Here is a 15,786-nt window from a genome sequence, read left to right as displayed (position 1 = left end):
CGAGCCCATCGCGGCCGCGTTCAATGTTTCCACCACGATCACCTGATGGTGCGCAGCGAGTGTGGTGGTGGCCTTGTGTAGGACGTCGCGGCGTATCGCTGCGGCGCGGGCGTGGGTACGCCCGATCCGCTGCTGCGTGACGCGCCACCGGTTCGACGGCTGCTGCCGAGTCTGGGTGGCCGAATCATAGCGGCCACGCTGGCGGGCGGCGCGCCGCTGCAGCGCCCGTAGCCGATGCTGGGCGGCGGTCAACGATTTCGGTGCCGCGACCCGCGCCACTTCACGCCCGTCCGGGGTAGCCACAACCAGCAGACCGTCAGCCTTCACCCCGACATCAACACCCACCACCGGCGCCTGGGCACCGACATGGCCGGGTACCGCGACTGCTCGCTGCACGACGACCTGAAATGCCACATGCCAGCGGCCTGACGCGTCTTCGGACAGAGTCGCCGAGAGAACCCGGGCGGTTCCGTTATCGATGCGGCGAGCCAACTTTCGGGTCGACTCGTGCGTCTTGATCCGCCCGATCCTGGGCAGAGTGATGTGGTGGCGGTCGGTCTCGACCCGGATGGTGCCGGTCGTGAACCGCACCGACCTACGTGCCCGCGCGGACTTGAACCGCGGGAACCCGACCGGTTTCCCCGCACGTTTACCTGCACGCGACTTGCCCCACGCGTCCAAGCCCCGAGCCAAGGCGTCGAGTCCGGAGCTGTAGGCCTCTTTCGAGTTGTCACCCCACCACGGGGCGACCTCGTCCTTGCGCGCATTCCACTGCTTACGCAAACCAGCCAACGACCAATTCAGTAGCGGCGTCAACTCGGCCTCGACGATCCCGTACGAGCGTTCGGCGGCCCGTTGATCGATCACCGCCTTCACCACCGCCAGCATCACATTGTGGGCAAATCGTGCACCCCCGGCATGAGACCGGAACGCCCGCACCTGCGCAGGCGTGGGATCGAGCGCGAACCGGTACGCCTGGACTGTCCAACCCGCGGGCACCTCGAACCGGGCCATCAGCCCAGCCCGGTCGTCTCGGCATGTGTGGTAGCGGTGACAGCGCGCATCGCCCGATTGCGTGCACCACGACGTCCATACAAACGCGCGCACATCGACGTCAACACCTCGATCATGTCGCGGACCAGATCATCGTCGGTCTCACCCTCATCAGTCACCACGATCCGACGCCCCTGCGCCGACAACGCCGCTTCGAGGTACTCCACCCCGAACCGCGCCAGACGATCACGATGCTCCACAACCACCACACTGACAGACGGGTCCGACAACACCCGCCGAATCTTGGGGCGCTTCCCGTGCGGTGCGGTGTTCACCCCATCGCTGTCCATGTGCGAGAACGCGCCACATCCCGATGGGGGAGCGCGGTCCGCGTCCAGGACGTCAGGCGGGTCGCTGCGCAGTGATCTGGTCGACCCCCATCCGGCCGTCACGGAATGCCATCCGTCCGCCGACCAGGTACAGCCGCCACACACGCGCCATCTCCTCGCCGACGAGGTCGACGAGGAGTGCCCAGTTCTTCTCGAAGGTCTCGTACCAGGCGTCGACGGTCCGGACGTAGTGTTCGCGCATCGCCTCGACGTCGCGGATCTCGAGGCCGGCCGCCTCGAGGATATCGACGGTACGGCCGATCGGGCGCATGTACATGTCCGGGGCGATGAACGCCTCGATGAACGGGCCGCCGCCCGGGTGATTGCCCGCAGGCCGCGACATCTGTTGGATACAGACGAGCCCGCCGGGAACAACCTTGTCGGACAGGGTCTGTGCATAGACAGGGTAGTTGCGTTGACCCACGTGCTCGCCCATCTCGATCGAGGCGACCGCATCGAATCCGCGGTCGGGGATGGCGCGGTAGTCCTGGACCCGGATATCGACGAGGTCGCCCAGTCCACGCGCGGCCACCCGAGCGTCGATGAAGGCCTTTTGCTCGCGCGAGATCGTGACGCCGACGACGTGCGCACCGAACCGTTCGGCGGCGTGCAGACTGAGCGATCCCCAGCCGCAACCGACGTCCAGCAGGCGCATCCCGGGGCGTGTGTCGAGTCTGACCTTGCGGCAGACCCGGTCGAGTTTGTCGGTCTGGGCGTCGGCCAGACCGTAGCCGGGTTCGTTCGATGTCCAGTAGGCGCTCGAGTACGCCATGTGCTCGTCGAGGATCAGGGCGTAGAACTCGTTGGACAGATCGTAGTGATGGCTGATGGCGGCGCGGTCTCGCGCGGGCGAATGTCGCCGTCCGCGGATCGACGCCTGCGATTTCGGGTTTGCCGGTGGCAGGCCGAGAACCCCCAGGGAGCGTGCGAGTCGTATGACGTCGAGGATCGACCGCGGGCTGAGTCGCAGAGAGCTGAGCCCGCGCTCGTGGGCCACCGTCCACAGATGCGTCAAGGTGGCATCGAGGTCGTCGCGGACGTCGATCTCACCGGTCACATACGCCTGCGCCACACCGAGTTCGCCGGGATGCCAGAGCAGTCGGCGCAGGGCCTCGGGTCGGTAGATCACCACGCGCGGAGCGTCGCCGGGTCCGGCCGAACTGCCGTCCCACGCGGTGAGATGCACCGGCAACGGACCGTTGGTGTGCCGTTCGACGACGTCGGCGATCGCGGTTGCGACAGTCATGACCCTCCTTGTCACACACCCGCCGCGGCGGCTCCGGCCGGGGTGTCACCGGGAGTTCGGTGCCGACCGGTGCGCGGATGGGCGCCGTGACCGGGTGCGTCTGGGGTCGTGGCCTACCAGATGACGGCGACGCCGGCCGCCGACACCGACAACAGCCCGGCCGCGACGAACAGCGCGCGCGGCACCGGCTGTCCGGTTCGACGTTGCCGGACGCTGCCGATGCCGAGTACAGCGCCCAGCGCGAGCAGGAGGACCAGTTTGACGCCGATCTTGGTGTAGTTGAGGTCGATTCCGTCCGGCCAGGGCGCGGCCAGTGCCAGACCGGTCAGCAGTGACAGCAGCAGGCCGTACTCCATCGGCCGGGTGAACCGGAACCGTTGCGCCGCCGCCTCGGCGACCCAGGCACCGAAGGTGATCGCGAAGCCGACGATGTGCACCAGGACAACGACGTTGCGTAGTAGATCCACGCCGTCAGCGTACCCGAGTCGGACATCGGCACATCGGTGATCTGCGGGAGCGCCCATGACCTGCGTAGGCGGGGCGGCACCGGTCAGAGTCGAGGGACGCGTCCCGCCGCCATGTCCACCAGCGCTCGGACGTTCACGTCGCGTGCCTGCCGACGTGCGGCGATGACCTCGTTTTCGGCCGGTACCAGTAGGCGCAGGCCGCGCGGATGCGATCGAATTGTCATCGGGGTCGTGAGGTCGACGGCCTCGCCGTCGATACCGGCGGCCGCATGACCGCTGCGCGACCGGATCTCGACCGATCCGGCGGTGAATTCGTGCCAGAACGGGCTGGTCTTGCGGAGGCCCAGAGCCGATCGGGTCATCAGTCGGGCGGCCTCGGCCGCCGTGGACGTGGACACCGCGATCACCCCGAGGGCGCCGGTGTCCATCCGGCGGCGGGTCGCGGCGTCCAGAGACGTGGATGCGACGTAGGGATTGTTGGACACCAGGATCACGAAAGCACCGTCGACGTCGCGTCCGGACGGGGCAGTGAACTGTAGATCGAACGGACGGGCGGTGGGGCCCAACAGGTCAGGCAGCATCGCCGCAGCGGTCTGGGCCTTGTCGGCGCGATAGGACTCCTCGGCGATGATGGTCGCATACACCCCGAGGGACACGTTGTTGACGAACAGGCGGCCGTTGACCGTGCCGTAGTCGACCCGCCGTTCCACCGCGTCTGTGAACGCGCGCAGGGTGTGGCGCGGGTCGTCGCGGTCCAGACCCAGGTCCAGTGCGAAATGATTTCGGGTGCCGGCGCTGATACAGACGAATGGCAGATCGTGTTCGACGGCGACGGCCGCGACGATCGCCTGCGAACCGTCACCGCCGGCCATGCCAAGGCAGTCGGCGCCGGCGGCCACCGCGTCGTGGGCGAGCTGTTCCAGATCGTCGCCGGGCTCGAGTTCAACAGTTTCGACACCGAGTTCCGCTGCGGCCGAACGTAGCCCGAACCTCTCGACCTTGCCGTCGCCGGATCGGGGATTGCAGATGAGGACTGGCCGCTGCGGCCGATGGGATTGCTGACGACGGTCAAGCGCGTGCAGGTCGGCGGCCAGTGCGAAGCGTGCACTCGCCACCGCCACACCGAGGACCCCGAGCGCGGCCAGAAGGCGCAGGATCATCGCGTCGGCGGCGATGAGCGCATGCGCCATCGCCCAGGTCATGACGACGAACCCCGCGACGATCGCCGCCATACCCCACAGCCGCCGCCGGTCGCGCTCGGTCACCACCCACCAGGCGCCACCGACGGCCAGTCCGAGACCGCCGACGGTGGCGACAAGGGCCGGTGCGCTGTGGATCACGAAAGCAAGTGATGCCACCCCGAACACGACCAGTCCGATGAGTGCGGTCAGGGCGGCAGCCCGGTGTCGGAGATCGGGCCGATGGGTGAGGTCGCTGCGTTGGCTCCGTTGCTCGTCCATCTGCACCGATCGGTCAGTGGGGCGTGAGGCGGAACGAGCGGGCTCCCGCCCGCCATGCTGTGTGTAGATCGGTCTCGCTGGGGTTGCCGTGCGCATCGAGCTCGATCTCGTTGAACTTCGCGAACTGCGGATTGTCGCGGCACAGCGTGGCGTAGTGGGCGACCACGTCTGCCTCGTCGGTGAAGGCCTCGACGTCGGCGGTCCGTCGGCTGCCTTGCAGCCGCAGCTCGACTCGACCGCCACTGTGCAGGTTTCGGCTCCAGGCGAACGGGGTGCCGATCAGCAATGACGAATCGACGCGGGAATAGGCGACCGGCAGGGTGTATCGCCGGCCGGACTTACGGCCCACCAGATACAGGGTGATCAACCGGCCACTCACCACGCGATGCAGTCCCGGCGTGGCGAGCAGGCCTCGGACAATGCGGTTCGCGACATTCTGCATCGGCATCTTCTGCGGCCCTGGTGGACTGGTCACGACAGTCAGCGTACCCACCGGGTGGTTGGCCGGTGGCCGGTCGCCGGGGCGTCGTGTGGCGGATGCCGCCGGTACCCCGCAAGGTGGACAAGACAGTGAACCCGAACCGAGGAGTGAGTAGATGACCGCCCCGATCATGCCCAAGTCCGACGCCGCCGAACTGATCGTCGCCGCCCGAATCCGGCAGGGACTGAAGTGGTCCGAGATCGCCGAGCGCATCGACGCGCCGCTGGTGTGGACCGTCGCCGCCTTGCTCGGACAGCACCCGGTGCCGGCGGAGAAAGCAGCTGTCGTGGTCGAGGTCCTCGGACTCGGCGAAGGAGTCGCCGAGAGTCTCACCCGTCAGCCGACGCGGATCGCCGACGACGCGGTCGCCACGGACCCGACGATCTACCGTTTCCACGAGGCGTTGGCCGTGTATGGCCCGGCGCTCAAGGAACTCATCCACGAGGAGTTCGGCGACGGGATCATGAGCGCGATCAACTTCAAGGTCGACGTGGCACGCCGTGCCGACCCCGACGGCGACCGCGTCGTGGTGACGTTCGACGGGAAGTTTCTCGACTATCGGTGGTGACGTCGCGGCCGGCCACGCAGATGTGCGATCTGTCCTTCGCGACCGCCGCTGCAGTCGACAGTTCGTCAGTTGAATCGGCGACGTCGCGGGCAGCAGAGTTACGCCATGATCATCGGCGCACCCACCGAGCATCCCGACCCGGACGCCACCGCCCTGCACGTCGGCTATCGCGACAAGGTCCTGGCCGTCGAGCCCGGCGGAAACGAACCGATCCCGTTGGCGGCCCGACACGGCAGGCCCCGCGGACTGTTCTGGACGTGGACCGCGCCCAACCTCGAGTTCGCGACGATCTTCGTCGGCATCATCTCGGTTCTCTACTTCGGACTGTCGTTCTGGCAGGCGGTTGCCGCGATGGCGCTGGGCAACCTGCTCGGCGCCATCGCGCACTTCCTGCTGTCGGCCGAGGGGCCGTTGCACGGCGTACCCCAGATGGTTTTGGGGCGACTGGCCTTCGGTTACCGCGGCAATATCCTGCCGGCCACCTTCATGGCCGTGATGTGTGGTGTCGGCTGGTTCGCGACCAACAGCGTCAGCGGCGCCTTCGCACTGTCCACGCTGTTCGGGCTCACACCGCTGACTGCTCTGGTCGTGATCGTGGTGCTGCAAACAGCTTTCGCGTTCTTCGGACACAACCTCGTGCAGCGTTTCGAACGGCTCGCGGCGCCGGTGTTGGCGATCGTCTTCGTGATCGGCGCGGTGATCATCTTCAGCAAGTCCGATGTCGCGGCACCCGCGGCCGACGGCGGTTTCTCCCTGGGTGGCTTCCTGCTCACCGTCGGTGCCGCCTTCGGCTACACCGCCGGCTGGACACCGTATGCCGCCGACTACACGCGGTACCTGCCGCCGACCGTGTCGAAGGTGCAGACCGGCCTGTTCGCCTCGGCCGGACTGTTCGCGTCGTGCACCTTCCTGATGGTGGTGGGCGCCGCCTCGGTCACCATCGGCGATCCGGTGTCAGAGAACCCGACCGAAGCGTTCACCGCGAACCTGCCGTCGGCGATCGCCGATCTGACCCTGCTCGCGATCGCGGTCGGTGCGGTGGCGGCCAATGCCATCAACGTGTACTCGGGCGCCATGGCATTCGTGACGATGGGATTCACGCTTCCGGTGGGCCTGCAGAGGGCGTTGGTCACCGTGTTCTTCGGCGTGGTCGGCTTCGCCGTCGCATGGTGGGCGCTGGCCGACGCCGCCGCATCCTATGAGGCGTTCCTGTTGCTGGTCGCCTACTGGATCGGTCCGTGGCTCGGCGTGGTCTTCGCCGATCGCCTGCTGCGTCGCGACCCACCGCCGCTGACGCTGCTCTACGACGCGGGTTACCGAAACCGTGGTGGTGTGGCGGCGTTCGTGATCGCCCTGGCCGGGTCGCTGTTGTTGTTCTGCAATCAGGAGAAGTTCGTCGGGTTCGTGGTCCGGGCGGTACCCGAACTCGGTGACATCGGGGCGTTCGTCGGATTCGTGGTGGCCTTCGTCGGCTATCTGATCCTCGCCCGTGATCGCGTCGCCCGATCGCAGCAGATGTACCGCTGAACAGACGAATCGTTCGGGCGCTGTCACCGGTCGGCGCGGTGCACCCCGATCGCCAGCAGCATCGAGGCGGCGACGTCGGGTTCGGTGGGGTCAAAACCCAACACCGCGCGGATGCGGTCCAGGCGCTGGTACATACTCTGCCGCCCGATGTGCAAGATCTGCGCGGATCTGGTTGCGCTGCACCCATGGCGCAGATGGGTGTCCAGGGTGGTCACCAGTGGCCCGCCGTGGTGTCGGTCGTGGGTCACCAGTGGTGCCAGCAGGGCGGTGAGTTCGGCGCGGACCTCCGCGCCGATCGTATGGGCGGCGGCATCGGCGAGTAGTTCCCGGCCGGTGAACACGCGTCGGGCGGGAGCGTCGCGACGCAGCGTGTCCGCCAGGGCGATCCGTTCACCGCACCGGCGAAGCGAGACGGTCAGCGCGCTCGACAGACCGGCACCGGGGGCGGAGTCGTCGAAGCCGGTGGCTTCCCCGACTACGAACGTGGAGCGTGTCGCGGCACTGCCGGCCTTTTCGAGTGCCCGCGCCGTCTGGCCCACCGGGTCCGGCGCCGAAGGCACCACGATGAGGCCGTACACCGTCGCATCGACCGTCGCCTGCACCAGGCCACCCAGCGCGCCACCAGTCCGCGCGAGCGCGGACTCGGCCATCCGCGGATCGGGTGCTTCGGCGGCCACCGGCACCACCAGAGATGAATCCCGAACACCCACACCGGAACTGACCAGACGAGCGAGCAGATCCGCGCGACGGATGGGGCGGCCGTCGACGATTTCCTCGACCAACCGGGCCCCAACGGCCGAACCGCGAGTGCCGGCTCGTGTGAGCGCCGCGGCGAGCGGGCCGGCGGCCAGGTCGAGCAGCGCCTCAGCCCGACTGCCGGACCTGTGGCTGCCACCGGCCACCAATCGGCCGATCTCCCGGCCCCGCACGGTGATCGTGACCGACGCCGGGGCGCCATCGACGATCCGCCAGGCCGCCCGATCGTCGTCGACACCATGGGCAGCGAGCAGTGCCCCCTGCGATCCGATCAACACGATGGGGGAGCCGATCGCGTCGGCGAGGTGTCCGAGCATCCCGGCCACCCCGCCGGATGAGGTCAACTCGGCGTGCAGGGCTGCGTCGAGTCGGGTGCGCAACCGCAGGTCGTCGACCTCCGCCGAGACGATCGCCGTGTTCGCTCGTCGGCACACCTCGATGAATGGCTGCACTCGACGGAGTTCGATGATCGGCAGGCGGCACGCCGAGCCCTCGCGGACCATCTCGTCGGGGATCGCGTCGAAGGTACGCCCGATCTCGAAGGCGAGACCGGCCACACCGCGCTCCGCGAGATCACGGACGTAGTGTCTGCGGGTGCCGGCGTCGAGACCGGCGAGGCCCAGGCCGGTGGTGAGCAGCAATTCGCCACCGGAGAGCAGCGGACCGATCTCGAAGATCTCACTGGAATGCACCCAGCCCACCGGCCGATCGAGGCGATCGTGTGCGGTCAGAACATGCGGATCGGCGCCGTCGAGATGATGCTCGAGAACATCTCGCAGACACAACGACACCGGAGAGGCAGCCACCACCGGAATGACGATATGCCCGTAGCCGCGGCAGTGCAGGATGACGAAGTGTCGGTTGTCTGCGAGCCGAACCGGCGGCAGGCTCGGAGCATGGACATCCGCACCGACCCGTTTGCCGATCTGGATCCGATGGCTCTGCTCGACACCGCCTTCCGGCAAGCACAACTGGGCTTGGCCGAAGGGGGCATCCCGATCGGTGCCGCTCTGTTCCGGGCGGACGGAACACTGCTTGGCGAGGGGCGCAATCGACGGATCCAGCACGACGACCCGTCCGTGCACGGCGAGACCGACGCCTTTCGGGCGGCGGGGCGACAACGTGACTACTCGTCGACGGTGATGGTGACCACGCTCGCGCCCTGCTGGTACTGCAGCGGTTTGATCCGTCAGTTCGGGATCGGCGCCGTTATCATCGGCGAGAACCGGACGTTCAGTGGTGGACAGGACTGGCTGGCGGATCTCGGCGTCGCGGTGACCATCGTCGACGACAGCAGGTGTGTGGCGATGATGACCGATTTCGTCGCCGCCCACCCCGCGGTGTGGAACGAGGACATCGGCGTGGCCGACACCCCGATCGTGAAGTCGGCAGGAGGCCGGGCATGAGTGACGGTCCCATCCTCACCGTCGATCTCGATGATTGGCGGGCCGGCGGTGCCGCGGCCGACCGGGTGTGCGCCGCCGTCGACGAATCGCTGCAGCAGGCGGGCTTTCTGCTGGTACGCGGGCACGGCATCGATCCCGCTCTGCCCACTTCGCTGCGGGCGGCCGCTCGCAGCTTCTTCGCCATGTCTACCGAGGTCAAGGGACAGTACGCCGTGACGGTGGGCGGGCGTGGCTGGATCGGCCCCGGGATGGAGGCCAACGGCTACGCCGAGGGCACCGACACACCGCCGGATCTCAAGGAGACCTACAACTGCGGCGCCCAGACGCCGGTCGGCATACCCGGGGTCGACGACTACTGGTTCGCCCCCGACGTCTGGCCGGCCGAGACGCCGGATCTGCGCGGCTTGTTCACCGACTGGACCGGCCAGGTCAAGCAACTCTGCGACGACCTGCTCGCCCTGATGGCGGCAGCTCTCGGTTTCGGTCCGGGCGCCAATCCGTTTCACGGGCTCGCCGGCAATGCCACGTGGACGTCGAACATCAACCACTATCCGGCGGCGAGGGTGGTGGGACCGCCGGAGCCGGGGCAGTTCCGGATCGGCCCGCACACCGACTTCGGCACCGTGACCGTGTTGGATCGCGAACCCGGCGCCGGTGGGTTGCAGGTGTACAGCGACGAGGGCGGATGGGCCGACGCCCCCTTCGATCCCGAGGCGCTCACCATCAACATCGGCGACCTGCTCGAATACTGGTCCGGTGGGCGCTGGCCCGCCGGACGCCATCGTGTGCTGCCGCCGCATCCCGACGCGCCCGACGAGGATCTCGTGTCGCTGATCTTCTTCTACGAACTGAACCACGATGCGGTGGTCACGCCCATCTCGCCGCCACTGGGCAGGCGTCGCGGACTACCGCCGGTGGTCTCCGGCGACTTCATCCGTGAACGCCTCGACGCCATCACCGTGGGGTGACGTTCGGGTCGTAGCGGGAGCTGCGGATACAGGCTTTCCGGTGAGCGTAAACGGCTCCGCCGGTCACCGACCGACGGAGCCGCCCCGTTCCCCGGGGTATCAGGGCACGAGTCCGCCGAACCCGCCGCCGCCGAACGGAATCCGAGGCTGATTCGACTGTCCGCCGGACTCGGGAATGGTGGTCTCCTGCTTGTCCACCGCGCTGCCGAGCTTCACCTGCACGGTCCGCGCGTCACTGCCGGAACCCACGGTGACCGAGACGGTCTCGCCGGGGGTGTGAGTCAGGATCTGCGCCATCAGGTCGGCGTAGTTGCTGATGGGCGTGTCGCCTATCTTGGTGATGACGTCACCCTGCTTGATGCCCGCTTGATCGGCCGCACCACCGGACTGCACCGACGAGATCTGCGCGCCCTCGGCCGCGCTGTCGGTCGCGGTGAGTGAACCGGACACGCCGAGTACGGGTTTGGTCGCCTGGCCGTCCTGGAGCAGTTCGTTGCCGATCCGCTTGGCGGTGTTGACCGGGATTGCGAAACCGAGGCCGTAGGCCTGCACGCCGCCGCTGGCCGCCTGCCCGGTGTCGACCGCTGAGTTCACGCCGACGACCTGGCCCTTCAGATTCACCAGTGGCCCACCGGAATTGCCGGGGTTGATCGGTGTGTCGGTCTGCAGGCCGTTGTACACGGTCACACCCGAACCACTTTCGTCGGCGGCGGTCACCGTGCGCGACAACGCGCTGACGATTCCCGAGGTGACCGTGTTGGAGAGGTTCTCCGGACTGCCGACTGCGACGACCTGCTCGCCGACCTGCAGCCCGTCGGAGTCACCGAGCGCAGCCGGTGTGAGCCCGGATGCGCCGTCGAGTTTGATGACCGCGAGATCGTAGGAGGGCGAAGTGCCGGTCACCTCGGCCCCGTAGGTCTTCCCGTCGCTGGTGGTGACCTGGATCGTGCTCCCGTTGCCGGCCATGGCGACCACGTGGTTGTTGGTCAGCACATAGCCGTCGGGGGACAACACGACGCCGCTGCCGACGGCCGAGCCCTGCGCGCCGGCCACCTTGATGTCGGCAGTCGACTTCGAGGCGATCTGGGCGGCGTAGGTGACCGAACCGGGCTTGACGTCGGCGGCGTTGTTCGCGGTGTCCGGCGCAGAACTGAGCACCGGCACCGACCCGGAGCCGTCGTTGTTCAGCAGCGCGCTGCCTCCGACGCCCACTACGCCACCGAGCAGGCCGGCGAGCAGTGCGGTCACGACGATCGGCTTGGTGACGCCGGAACGGGGACGATTCGGCGCACTGGCCGGTTGCGTCACTGCCACGTGCGGAGGTGCGCCGTGTGTCATCGGATAGGTGCTCGACATCGGGTCGTGCGCCCAAGGCTGGTGGTGGCCGGGCGGATACGGCTGCTGTTGTGCGGCAAAGGGAGTGGTCACCGGTTCGGTGAGGTGTTCGGTGTCGGGGGCGGAGTCGGCAGCGCCGTGCTCGCGGTGTCCGTCACCCGAATCGGCGGGAGGAGTTTGGTTCACGAGCCCACGATGCCTGCCCAGGATGAGAGGATCTCAAGAATCGGGCTGCGGATTCGCTGGCAATTCGCTGGCCGAAATCTCAGGTAAATCGGAGATTCTCGGCTGCTGTGTGGCGCGGGCCGGGTGACCTCACCGAAGAACGAATGCCACCGCCCGCTCCACGACGGCGTCGAGATCCTCGCCGAGGTTGCCCGCCAGCCATTGCTGGGCGAGTTCGGCCATCGCCCCGGTGAACATGGTGGCACCGGTGTGCAGGCTGAGGGGATCGCGCGCCGAGCGCGACGACGCCGTCTCGGCGACAACCAGTTCGGTGAGCAGGTCCTGGGTGGCCGTGCGCCGTGCGGACAGGACCGGGTGGGCGCGCCCCTCGGTGAACAGGATCCGGCCGCATCGGGGGTCGTCGGAACCGAACCCGAGGACAGCCCGGATCCCGGCGGCCGTGCGTGATCGTACCGATGTGTCAGTCGCCGACATAGCCTCTTCCACGCGGGTGGCGAGCCGTCCGGCGATCATGTCGTAGGCCGCGCCCAGTAGTTCGTCGGTGTCGGAGAAACTCTCGTAGAAGTAGCGGGTATTGAGGCCGCACGCGCGACAGACCGAGCGCACCGACAGTCCGGCGGCGCCCTCGGCGCCGAACACCTCGAAGGCCGCGTCGATCAACAACGCACGGCGCTCGATCCGGCGGTCGGTCAGCGGCACTCCTGCCCAACGGGTTGGTGTCGACATCGCATCAGCCTACGTCGCGCCCGATCCTCGTCCCAACGAAGTCTGGTCACGACTGTCACCAGAAAGTAGGGTGGAGCGCAACGGTCCACCGCCGACTACCGGAAGGACGTGCGATGTCGCCGACGCTCACCGCCCCCTCGATCCCGAATGCCCTATCCATCCCGAATGCCCTATTTATCCCGAATGCACTGCCCATCCCGAAAGGGCTGTCGTTAACCAATCTGGCGCCCTTCCCGCTGCCGCATCAGCTGATGGGGCTGTGGCTCAACGGCCGCTTCGACGAGATGGTCCGCGCGAAGTTCTTTCGCGGCATGCAGTTCGACGAACCGCACGGCGATCCGGGGTGGTTCGGACCCGACAGTGCCACCTGGTACGTCCACCAGCACACGCCGGCGCTGATCTTCGGTTTGCAGTGCGCCTCCTATCTCGAGCGCCTCGATCCGAGCATCTTCTGGATGGGAGTGCATCATTCGCGCCTCGTGCAGAAGGCCGACGACGGCGAACCCACCGGACGGATCGATCCCGCCGGAGCGGCAGTGCGGCTCGGTCATTCGGTCGCGTTCTTCATCGGCACCGCCTACGGGTCGACCGAGACGGCCGAACGCCTCGCCCGGACGGTGCGGGCGATGCACCACACGATCAAGGGAACCCGCCCCGACGGTCTGGCCTACGACGCCGACGATCCGGACTGGCTGCGGTGGAACTACGCCACCGTGGTGTGGGGAATCGCCACCGCGCACGAGATCTATCATCCGCGGCCGTTGCGGGGCGCCGAACTCGACCGCTATTACGGCGAGTTCGTCCGCGTCGGGCATGCCTTGGGTGGCGTCGACCTGCCCACCACGAAGGCCGACACGCTCGCCTGTCTGGAGGAGTACCTACCGAGGCTGGCGCTCACCCATGGAAACGCCGTGGCCACCGGCGTGAATCTGACCAATCAAGCACAGGCCGCGGTGGACTGGGCGATCCGTGACACCATGCCGCAGTGGGCGGCGCAATTGGTGCTGCACCGACCGCCCAACCCCATCGAGCGCCGCGCGCGGCGCAGCGTCGTGTGGAGTGCACTGAACGGTCTGCAGGCGACCATGGGTGACCTGCCCGAGTACACCGCGGCGCGGGCACGGGTCGCCCACGGGGTCACCGTGGCGCACACCGAGTCGACGTACGTACCCGGCAGCGACCCGGAACTCGGCCGCGCGGAGGTCGAGGCCGCACTCTGATGCGGCGACGGCCTGCGTCGGTCGGACCGTTCGGCCCGCAGATCTACTTCGCCACCGCGATTTCCTCGCCGAGCGCGAACCCGGCTGTCATCGGTAGCTGATCGCCGCTCCAGAATCGGCCCGGATCGAACCACCGGGAATCCTTGTCGGCGTCGAGCAGGCCCATGTCGGTGTAGGTGATCGCGACCACCTCGGCGCAATACGCCGACTCGAGCCCGGTGTCGTGCGCGTGTCGTCGTGCCCGGCGCTCACGTGCCCGGCGGTCGAGGTACGGGATGCCGCGGACCACGTCGACGCTGTTGGGCATTCGGCCCCGAAACCATCGGCCGGCCAGCCGCGCCGTCGCCGGGAAGGGTGTCCCGTCCAGGCGGGCGATCGTGGTGAGCAGGCTGTCCTCCTGTGCGCGGGTGATGTCCGGGCTGAGCTGGCGCAGCCAACAATCCTGGTCGTAGCGATCCATCCACTGCCGGACGGCGTCATGCGCATCGTGCAGCTGGACTCCGCGATGGTGACGGCCGGTCCACACATCGGTCAGCCGGTCGCCGAGCTCGGCATGCCACAGCAACGGGGGCAGATCGTCGATCGCGACGGTCATCGCCACATGATTGACCGGCGCATTGGTGAGGGTCCGGATGGCCCGATCCGGCCCGGATCGGCCGCGGAACAGCCAGATATCGCCGGTGCGGGTCACATCCAGAGCCCGTTCGAGTTCGATGCCGGTGCCGCCGAGTTCCTCGCCTGTGCGCACGAGAGCAGCCTAGGGCAGCAACTATCCTCGAGCCATGCGCAACGCGTGGAAGTGGTTGGGACTCGCCGGTGCGGTCGGAGTGGCGGCCGGTGGAGTGGTGGTGGCCCGGGATCAACGACAGCGCAACGCCTACAGTGCCGACGACGTTCGCGAACGCCTGCATCGGCGGCACGGCCAGGCCCACGCGCCCGCCGATGATGCCGGCGGCGACCAACGGTGAGAGGTCTGCCGCCACTCGACGCCCCGGTGGAGCCGGTGACCGCACTGCGCCGAATCGCCTGGCTGCTCGAACGGGACCGGCAGAGTACCTATCGGGTGGAGGCATTCCGCCGCGCGGCGCGCGCGGCACACGAGGTCGGGCGAGACGAACTGCAGCGCCGTGCGGCGGCAGGAACCCTCACCGACATCGGTGGGATCGGTACGCGGACGGCGGCGGTGATTGCCGAGGCGGTGGCCGGTGGGTTACCCGAGTATCTGCGGCGGCTGCAGGACGCGGCGCCGGCGTCGTTGGCCGACGGCGGGCATGCGCTCTACGCGCGATTGCGCGGCGACCTGCATACCCACACCGATTGGAGCGACGGCGGCGCACCGTTGACCGAGATGGCTTCCGCAGCCGCAACCCTGGGGTTGGAGTGGCTGGCGATCACCGACCATTCGCCGCGGCTGACGGTCGCCAACGGACTCAGCGTGGCACGGTTGCGTGCCCAACTCGATGAGATCGACGCATACAACGACCAGTCCGACAGCGAGCTGCGCCTGCTGGCCGGTATCGAGGTCGACATCCTCGACGACGGCACACTCGATCAGACCACCGAGATGCTCGACCGACTCGACATCGTCACGGCATCGGTGCACTCCAAGCTGCGCATGGACGCGGCACCGATGACGCGTCGCCTGGTGACCGCGGTGAGCGATCCGCGCTGCAATGTGCTCGGCCATTGCACGGGCCGGCGGGTCGGGACCGGCCGGGGTGCCCGACCACCGTCGACATTCGACGCGCGAGAGGTGTTCGCAGCGTGCGCCGAGCACGGTACGGCCGTCGAGATCAACTCACGTCCCGAACGCGTCGATCCACCCGATGATCTCATCGAACTCGCGCGAGACATGGGCTGCCTGTTCGCGATCGACTCCGATGCCCATGCACCTGGTCAACTCGATTTCACCGCGCTGGGGGCGCATCGTGCGGTACAGCTGGGGATCGAGGCCGAACGCATCGTCACCACCTGGCCGGCAGACCGGGTGATCGAGTGGGCCGCGGCCCGCACCTGAGGTGCGGACCACGGCTCTTCCGGGCCGGCTCACGTGACCGG

16 protein-coding genes and 1 pseudogene are annotated in these 15,786 nt (G+C 67.9%); 7 read left to right on the top strand and 10 right to left on the bottom strand.

Translation table 11 applies throughout. The features are described 5' to 3' along the window. From tnpB to ACIGKQ_RS02575, 6 genes and pseudogenes are all read right to left on the bottom strand, one after another. The coding region (tnpB, locus tag ACIGKQ_RS02600; RefSeq protein WP_396572167.1) for an IS607 family element RNA-guided endonuclease TnpB at positions 1 to 1,014 on the bottom strand (1,014 nt) is incomplete at its 3' end. Continuing rightward, positions 1,014 to 1,313 (bottom strand): annotated as a pseudogene (locus ACIGKQ_RS02595) (recombinase family protein); the annotation flags it as partial. The gene tnpB and the pseudogene ACIGKQ_RS02595, both read right to left, overlap by 1 nt. Before the next feature lie 82 nt (positions 1,314 to 1,395). After that, positions 1,396 to 2,628, bottom strand: coding sequence for a cyclopropane-fatty-acyl-phospholipid synthase family protein (locus ACIGKQ_RS02590; RefSeq protein ID WP_287016803.1), 1,233 nt, complete (start codon positions 2,626 to 2,628; stop codon positions 1,396 to 1,398). A 113-nt stretch (positions 2,629 to 2,741) separates the two neighbouring features. Then, entirely contained in the window at positions 2,742 to 3,095 is a 354-nt protein-coding gene (locus ACIGKQ_RS02585) for a Fe-S protein (protein ID WP_266063848.1), read from the bottom strand. A gap of 83 nt (positions 3,096 to 3,178) precedes the next feature. Further along, a complete protein-coding gene (locus ACIGKQ_RS02580) occupies positions 3,179 to 4,555 on the bottom strand; it encodes a diacylglycerol/lipid kinase family protein (RefSeq protein ID WP_396572164.1) in 1,377 nt (458 codons plus the stop codon). A gap of 13 nt (positions 4,556 to 4,568) precedes the next feature. Continuing rightward, a complete protein-coding gene (locus ACIGKQ_RS02575) occupies positions 4,569 to 5,030 on the bottom strand; it encodes a hypothetical protein (protein ID WP_266063852.1) in 462 nt (153 codons plus the stop codon). 121 nt (positions 5,031 to 5,151) lie between these two features. Between ACIGKQ_RS02575 and cynS the strand changes: the two genes are divergently transcribed. Continuing rightward, entirely contained in the window at positions 5,152 to 5,604 is a 453-nt protein-coding gene (gene cynS / locus ACIGKQ_RS02570; RefSeq protein WP_235726281.1) for a cyanase, read from the top strand. A gap of 105 nt (positions 5,605 to 5,709) precedes the next feature. Continuing rightward, on the top strand, positions 5,710 to 7,131 hold the full coding sequence (locus ACIGKQ_RS02565) for a purine-cytosine permease family protein (RefSeq protein ID WP_396572162.1): 1,422 nt from the start codon (positions 5,710 to 5,712) through the stop codon (positions 7,129 to 7,131). A gap of 23 nt (positions 7,132 to 7,154) precedes the next feature. Here ACIGKQ_RS02565 and ACIGKQ_RS02560 read toward each other — a convergent pair whose 3' ends face one another. Then, positions 7,155 to 8,693, bottom strand: coding sequence for a PucR family transcriptional regulator (locus ACIGKQ_RS02560; protein WP_396572188.1), 1,539 nt, complete (start codon positions 8,691 to 8,693; stop codon positions 7,155 to 7,157). Between the two features lie 90 nt (positions 8,694 to 8,783). On the opposite strand from ACIGKQ_RS02560, the gene ACIGKQ_RS02555 reads away from it, so the two are divergent. Then, positions 8,784 to 9,293 (top strand): nucleoside deaminase, encoded by a 510-nt coding sequence (locus ACIGKQ_RS02555; RefSeq protein ID WP_396572160.1) that lies wholly within the window; start codon positions 8,784 to 8,786, stop codon positions 9,291 to 9,293. After that, positions 9,290 to 10,261, top strand: a complete 972-nt coding sequence (locus tag ACIGKQ_RS02550; protein ID WP_235726278.1) for an isopenicillin N synthase family oxygenase — start codon at positions 9,290 to 9,292, stop codon at positions 10,259 to 10,261. The genes ACIGKQ_RS02555 and ACIGKQ_RS02550 overlap by 4 nt, the downstream gene beginning before the upstream one ends. Before the next feature lie 99 nt (positions 10,262 to 10,360). Here ACIGKQ_RS02550 and ACIGKQ_RS02545 read toward each other — a convergent pair whose 3' ends face one another. Both ACIGKQ_RS02545 and ACIGKQ_RS02540 read right to left on the bottom strand, forming a co-directional pair. Then, complete coding sequence (locus ACIGKQ_RS02545) at positions 10,361 to 11,617, bottom strand: S1C family serine protease (protein ID WP_235726287.1); 1,257 nt, start codon at positions 11,615 to 11,617, stop codon at positions 10,361 to 10,363. 294 nt (positions 11,618 to 11,911) lie between these two features. Then, entirely contained in the window at positions 11,912 to 12,508 is a 597-nt protein-coding gene (locus tag ACIGKQ_RS02540; protein ID WP_235726277.1) for a TetR/AcrR family transcriptional regulator, read from the bottom strand. A gap of 251 nt (positions 12,509 to 12,759) precedes the next feature. Between ACIGKQ_RS02540 and ACIGKQ_RS02535 the strand changes: the two genes are divergently transcribed. Further along, positions 12,760 to 13,728, top strand: coding sequence for an oxygenase MpaB family protein (locus ACIGKQ_RS02535; protein ID WP_396572186.1), 969 nt, complete (start codon positions 12,760 to 12,762; stop codon positions 13,726 to 13,728). Between the two features lie 43 nt (positions 13,729 to 13,771). Here the strand turns inward: ACIGKQ_RS02535 and ACIGKQ_RS02530 are convergent, their stop codons facing one another. Next, a complete protein-coding gene (locus ACIGKQ_RS02530; protein WP_235726276.1) occupies positions 13,772 to 14,476 on the bottom strand; it encodes a guanylate cyclase in 705 nt (234 codons plus the stop codon). 34 nt (positions 14,477 to 14,510) lie between these two features. Here ACIGKQ_RS02530 and ACIGKQ_RS02525 point away from each other — a divergent pair, with 34 nt between their 5' ends. Together ACIGKQ_RS02525 and ACIGKQ_RS02520 are read left to right on the top strand one after the other, a co-directional pair. Continuing rightward, the gene (locus tag ACIGKQ_RS02525; protein WP_235726275.1) at positions 14,511 to 14,696 is read left to right on the top strand and encodes a hypothetical protein; all 186 of its coding nucleotides are present in this window, start codon (positions 14,511 to 14,513) and stop codon (positions 14,694 to 14,696) included. After that, entirely contained in the window at positions 14,693 to 15,745 is a 1,053-nt protein-coding gene (locus tag ACIGKQ_RS02520; RefSeq protein ID WP_287016797.1) for a PHP domain-containing protein, read from the top strand. The genes ACIGKQ_RS02525 and ACIGKQ_RS02520 overlap by 4 nt, the downstream gene beginning before the upstream one ends. Positions 15,746 to 15,786 lie beyond the last annotated feature (41 nt).

The organism is Gordonia sp. NPDC062954, assembly GCF_044543825.1.
Taxonomy (GTDB): Bacteria; Actinomycetota; Actinomycetes; order Mycobacteriales; family Mycobacteriaceae; genus Gordonia; species Gordonia tangerina.
The sequence above is the reverse complement of the archived record's forward strand: the minus strand, read 5'-3'. Positions and strand labels throughout refer to the sequence as shown.

Coding starts and splice junctions, on each gene's coding strand:
- ACIGKQ_RS02590 (WP_287016803.1), bottom strand. CDS start 2,628: ATGACTGTCGCAACCGCGATCGCCGACGTCGTCGAACGGCACACCAAC.
- ACIGKQ_RS02580 (WP_396572164.1), bottom strand. CDS start 4,555: ATGGACGAGCAACGGAGCCAACGCAGCGACCTCACCCATCGGCCCGAT.
- cynS (WP_235726281.1), top strand. CDS start 5,152: ATGACCGCCCCGATCATGCCCAAGTCCGACGCCGCCGAACTGATCGTC.
- ACIGKQ_RS02565 (WP_396572162.1), top strand. CDS start 5,710: ATGATCATCGGCGCACCCACCGAGCATCCCGACCCGGACGCCACCGCC.
- ACIGKQ_RS02555 (WP_396572160.1), top strand. CDS start 8,784: ATGGACATCCGCACCGACCCGTTTGCCGATCTGGATCCGATGGCTCTG.
- ACIGKQ_RS02550 (WP_235726278.1), top strand. CDS start 9,290: ATGAGTGACGGTCCCATCCTCACCGTCGATCTCGATGATTGGCGGGCC.
- ACIGKQ_RS02545 (WP_235726287.1), bottom strand. CDS start 11,617: ATGTCGAGCACCTATCCGATGACACACGGCGCACCTCCGCACGTGGCA.
- ACIGKQ_RS02540 (WP_235726277.1), bottom strand. CDS start 12,508: ATGTCGACACCAACCCGTTGGGCAGGAGTGCCGCTGACCGACCGCCGG.
- ACIGKQ_RS02535 (WP_396572186.1), top strand. CDS start 12,760: ATGGGGCTGTGGCTCAACGGCCGCTTCGACGAGATGGTCCGCGCGAAG.
- ACIGKQ_RS02525 (WP_235726275.1), top strand. CDS start 14,511: ATGCGCAACGCGTGGAAGTGGTTGGGACTCGCCGGTGCGGTCGGAGTG.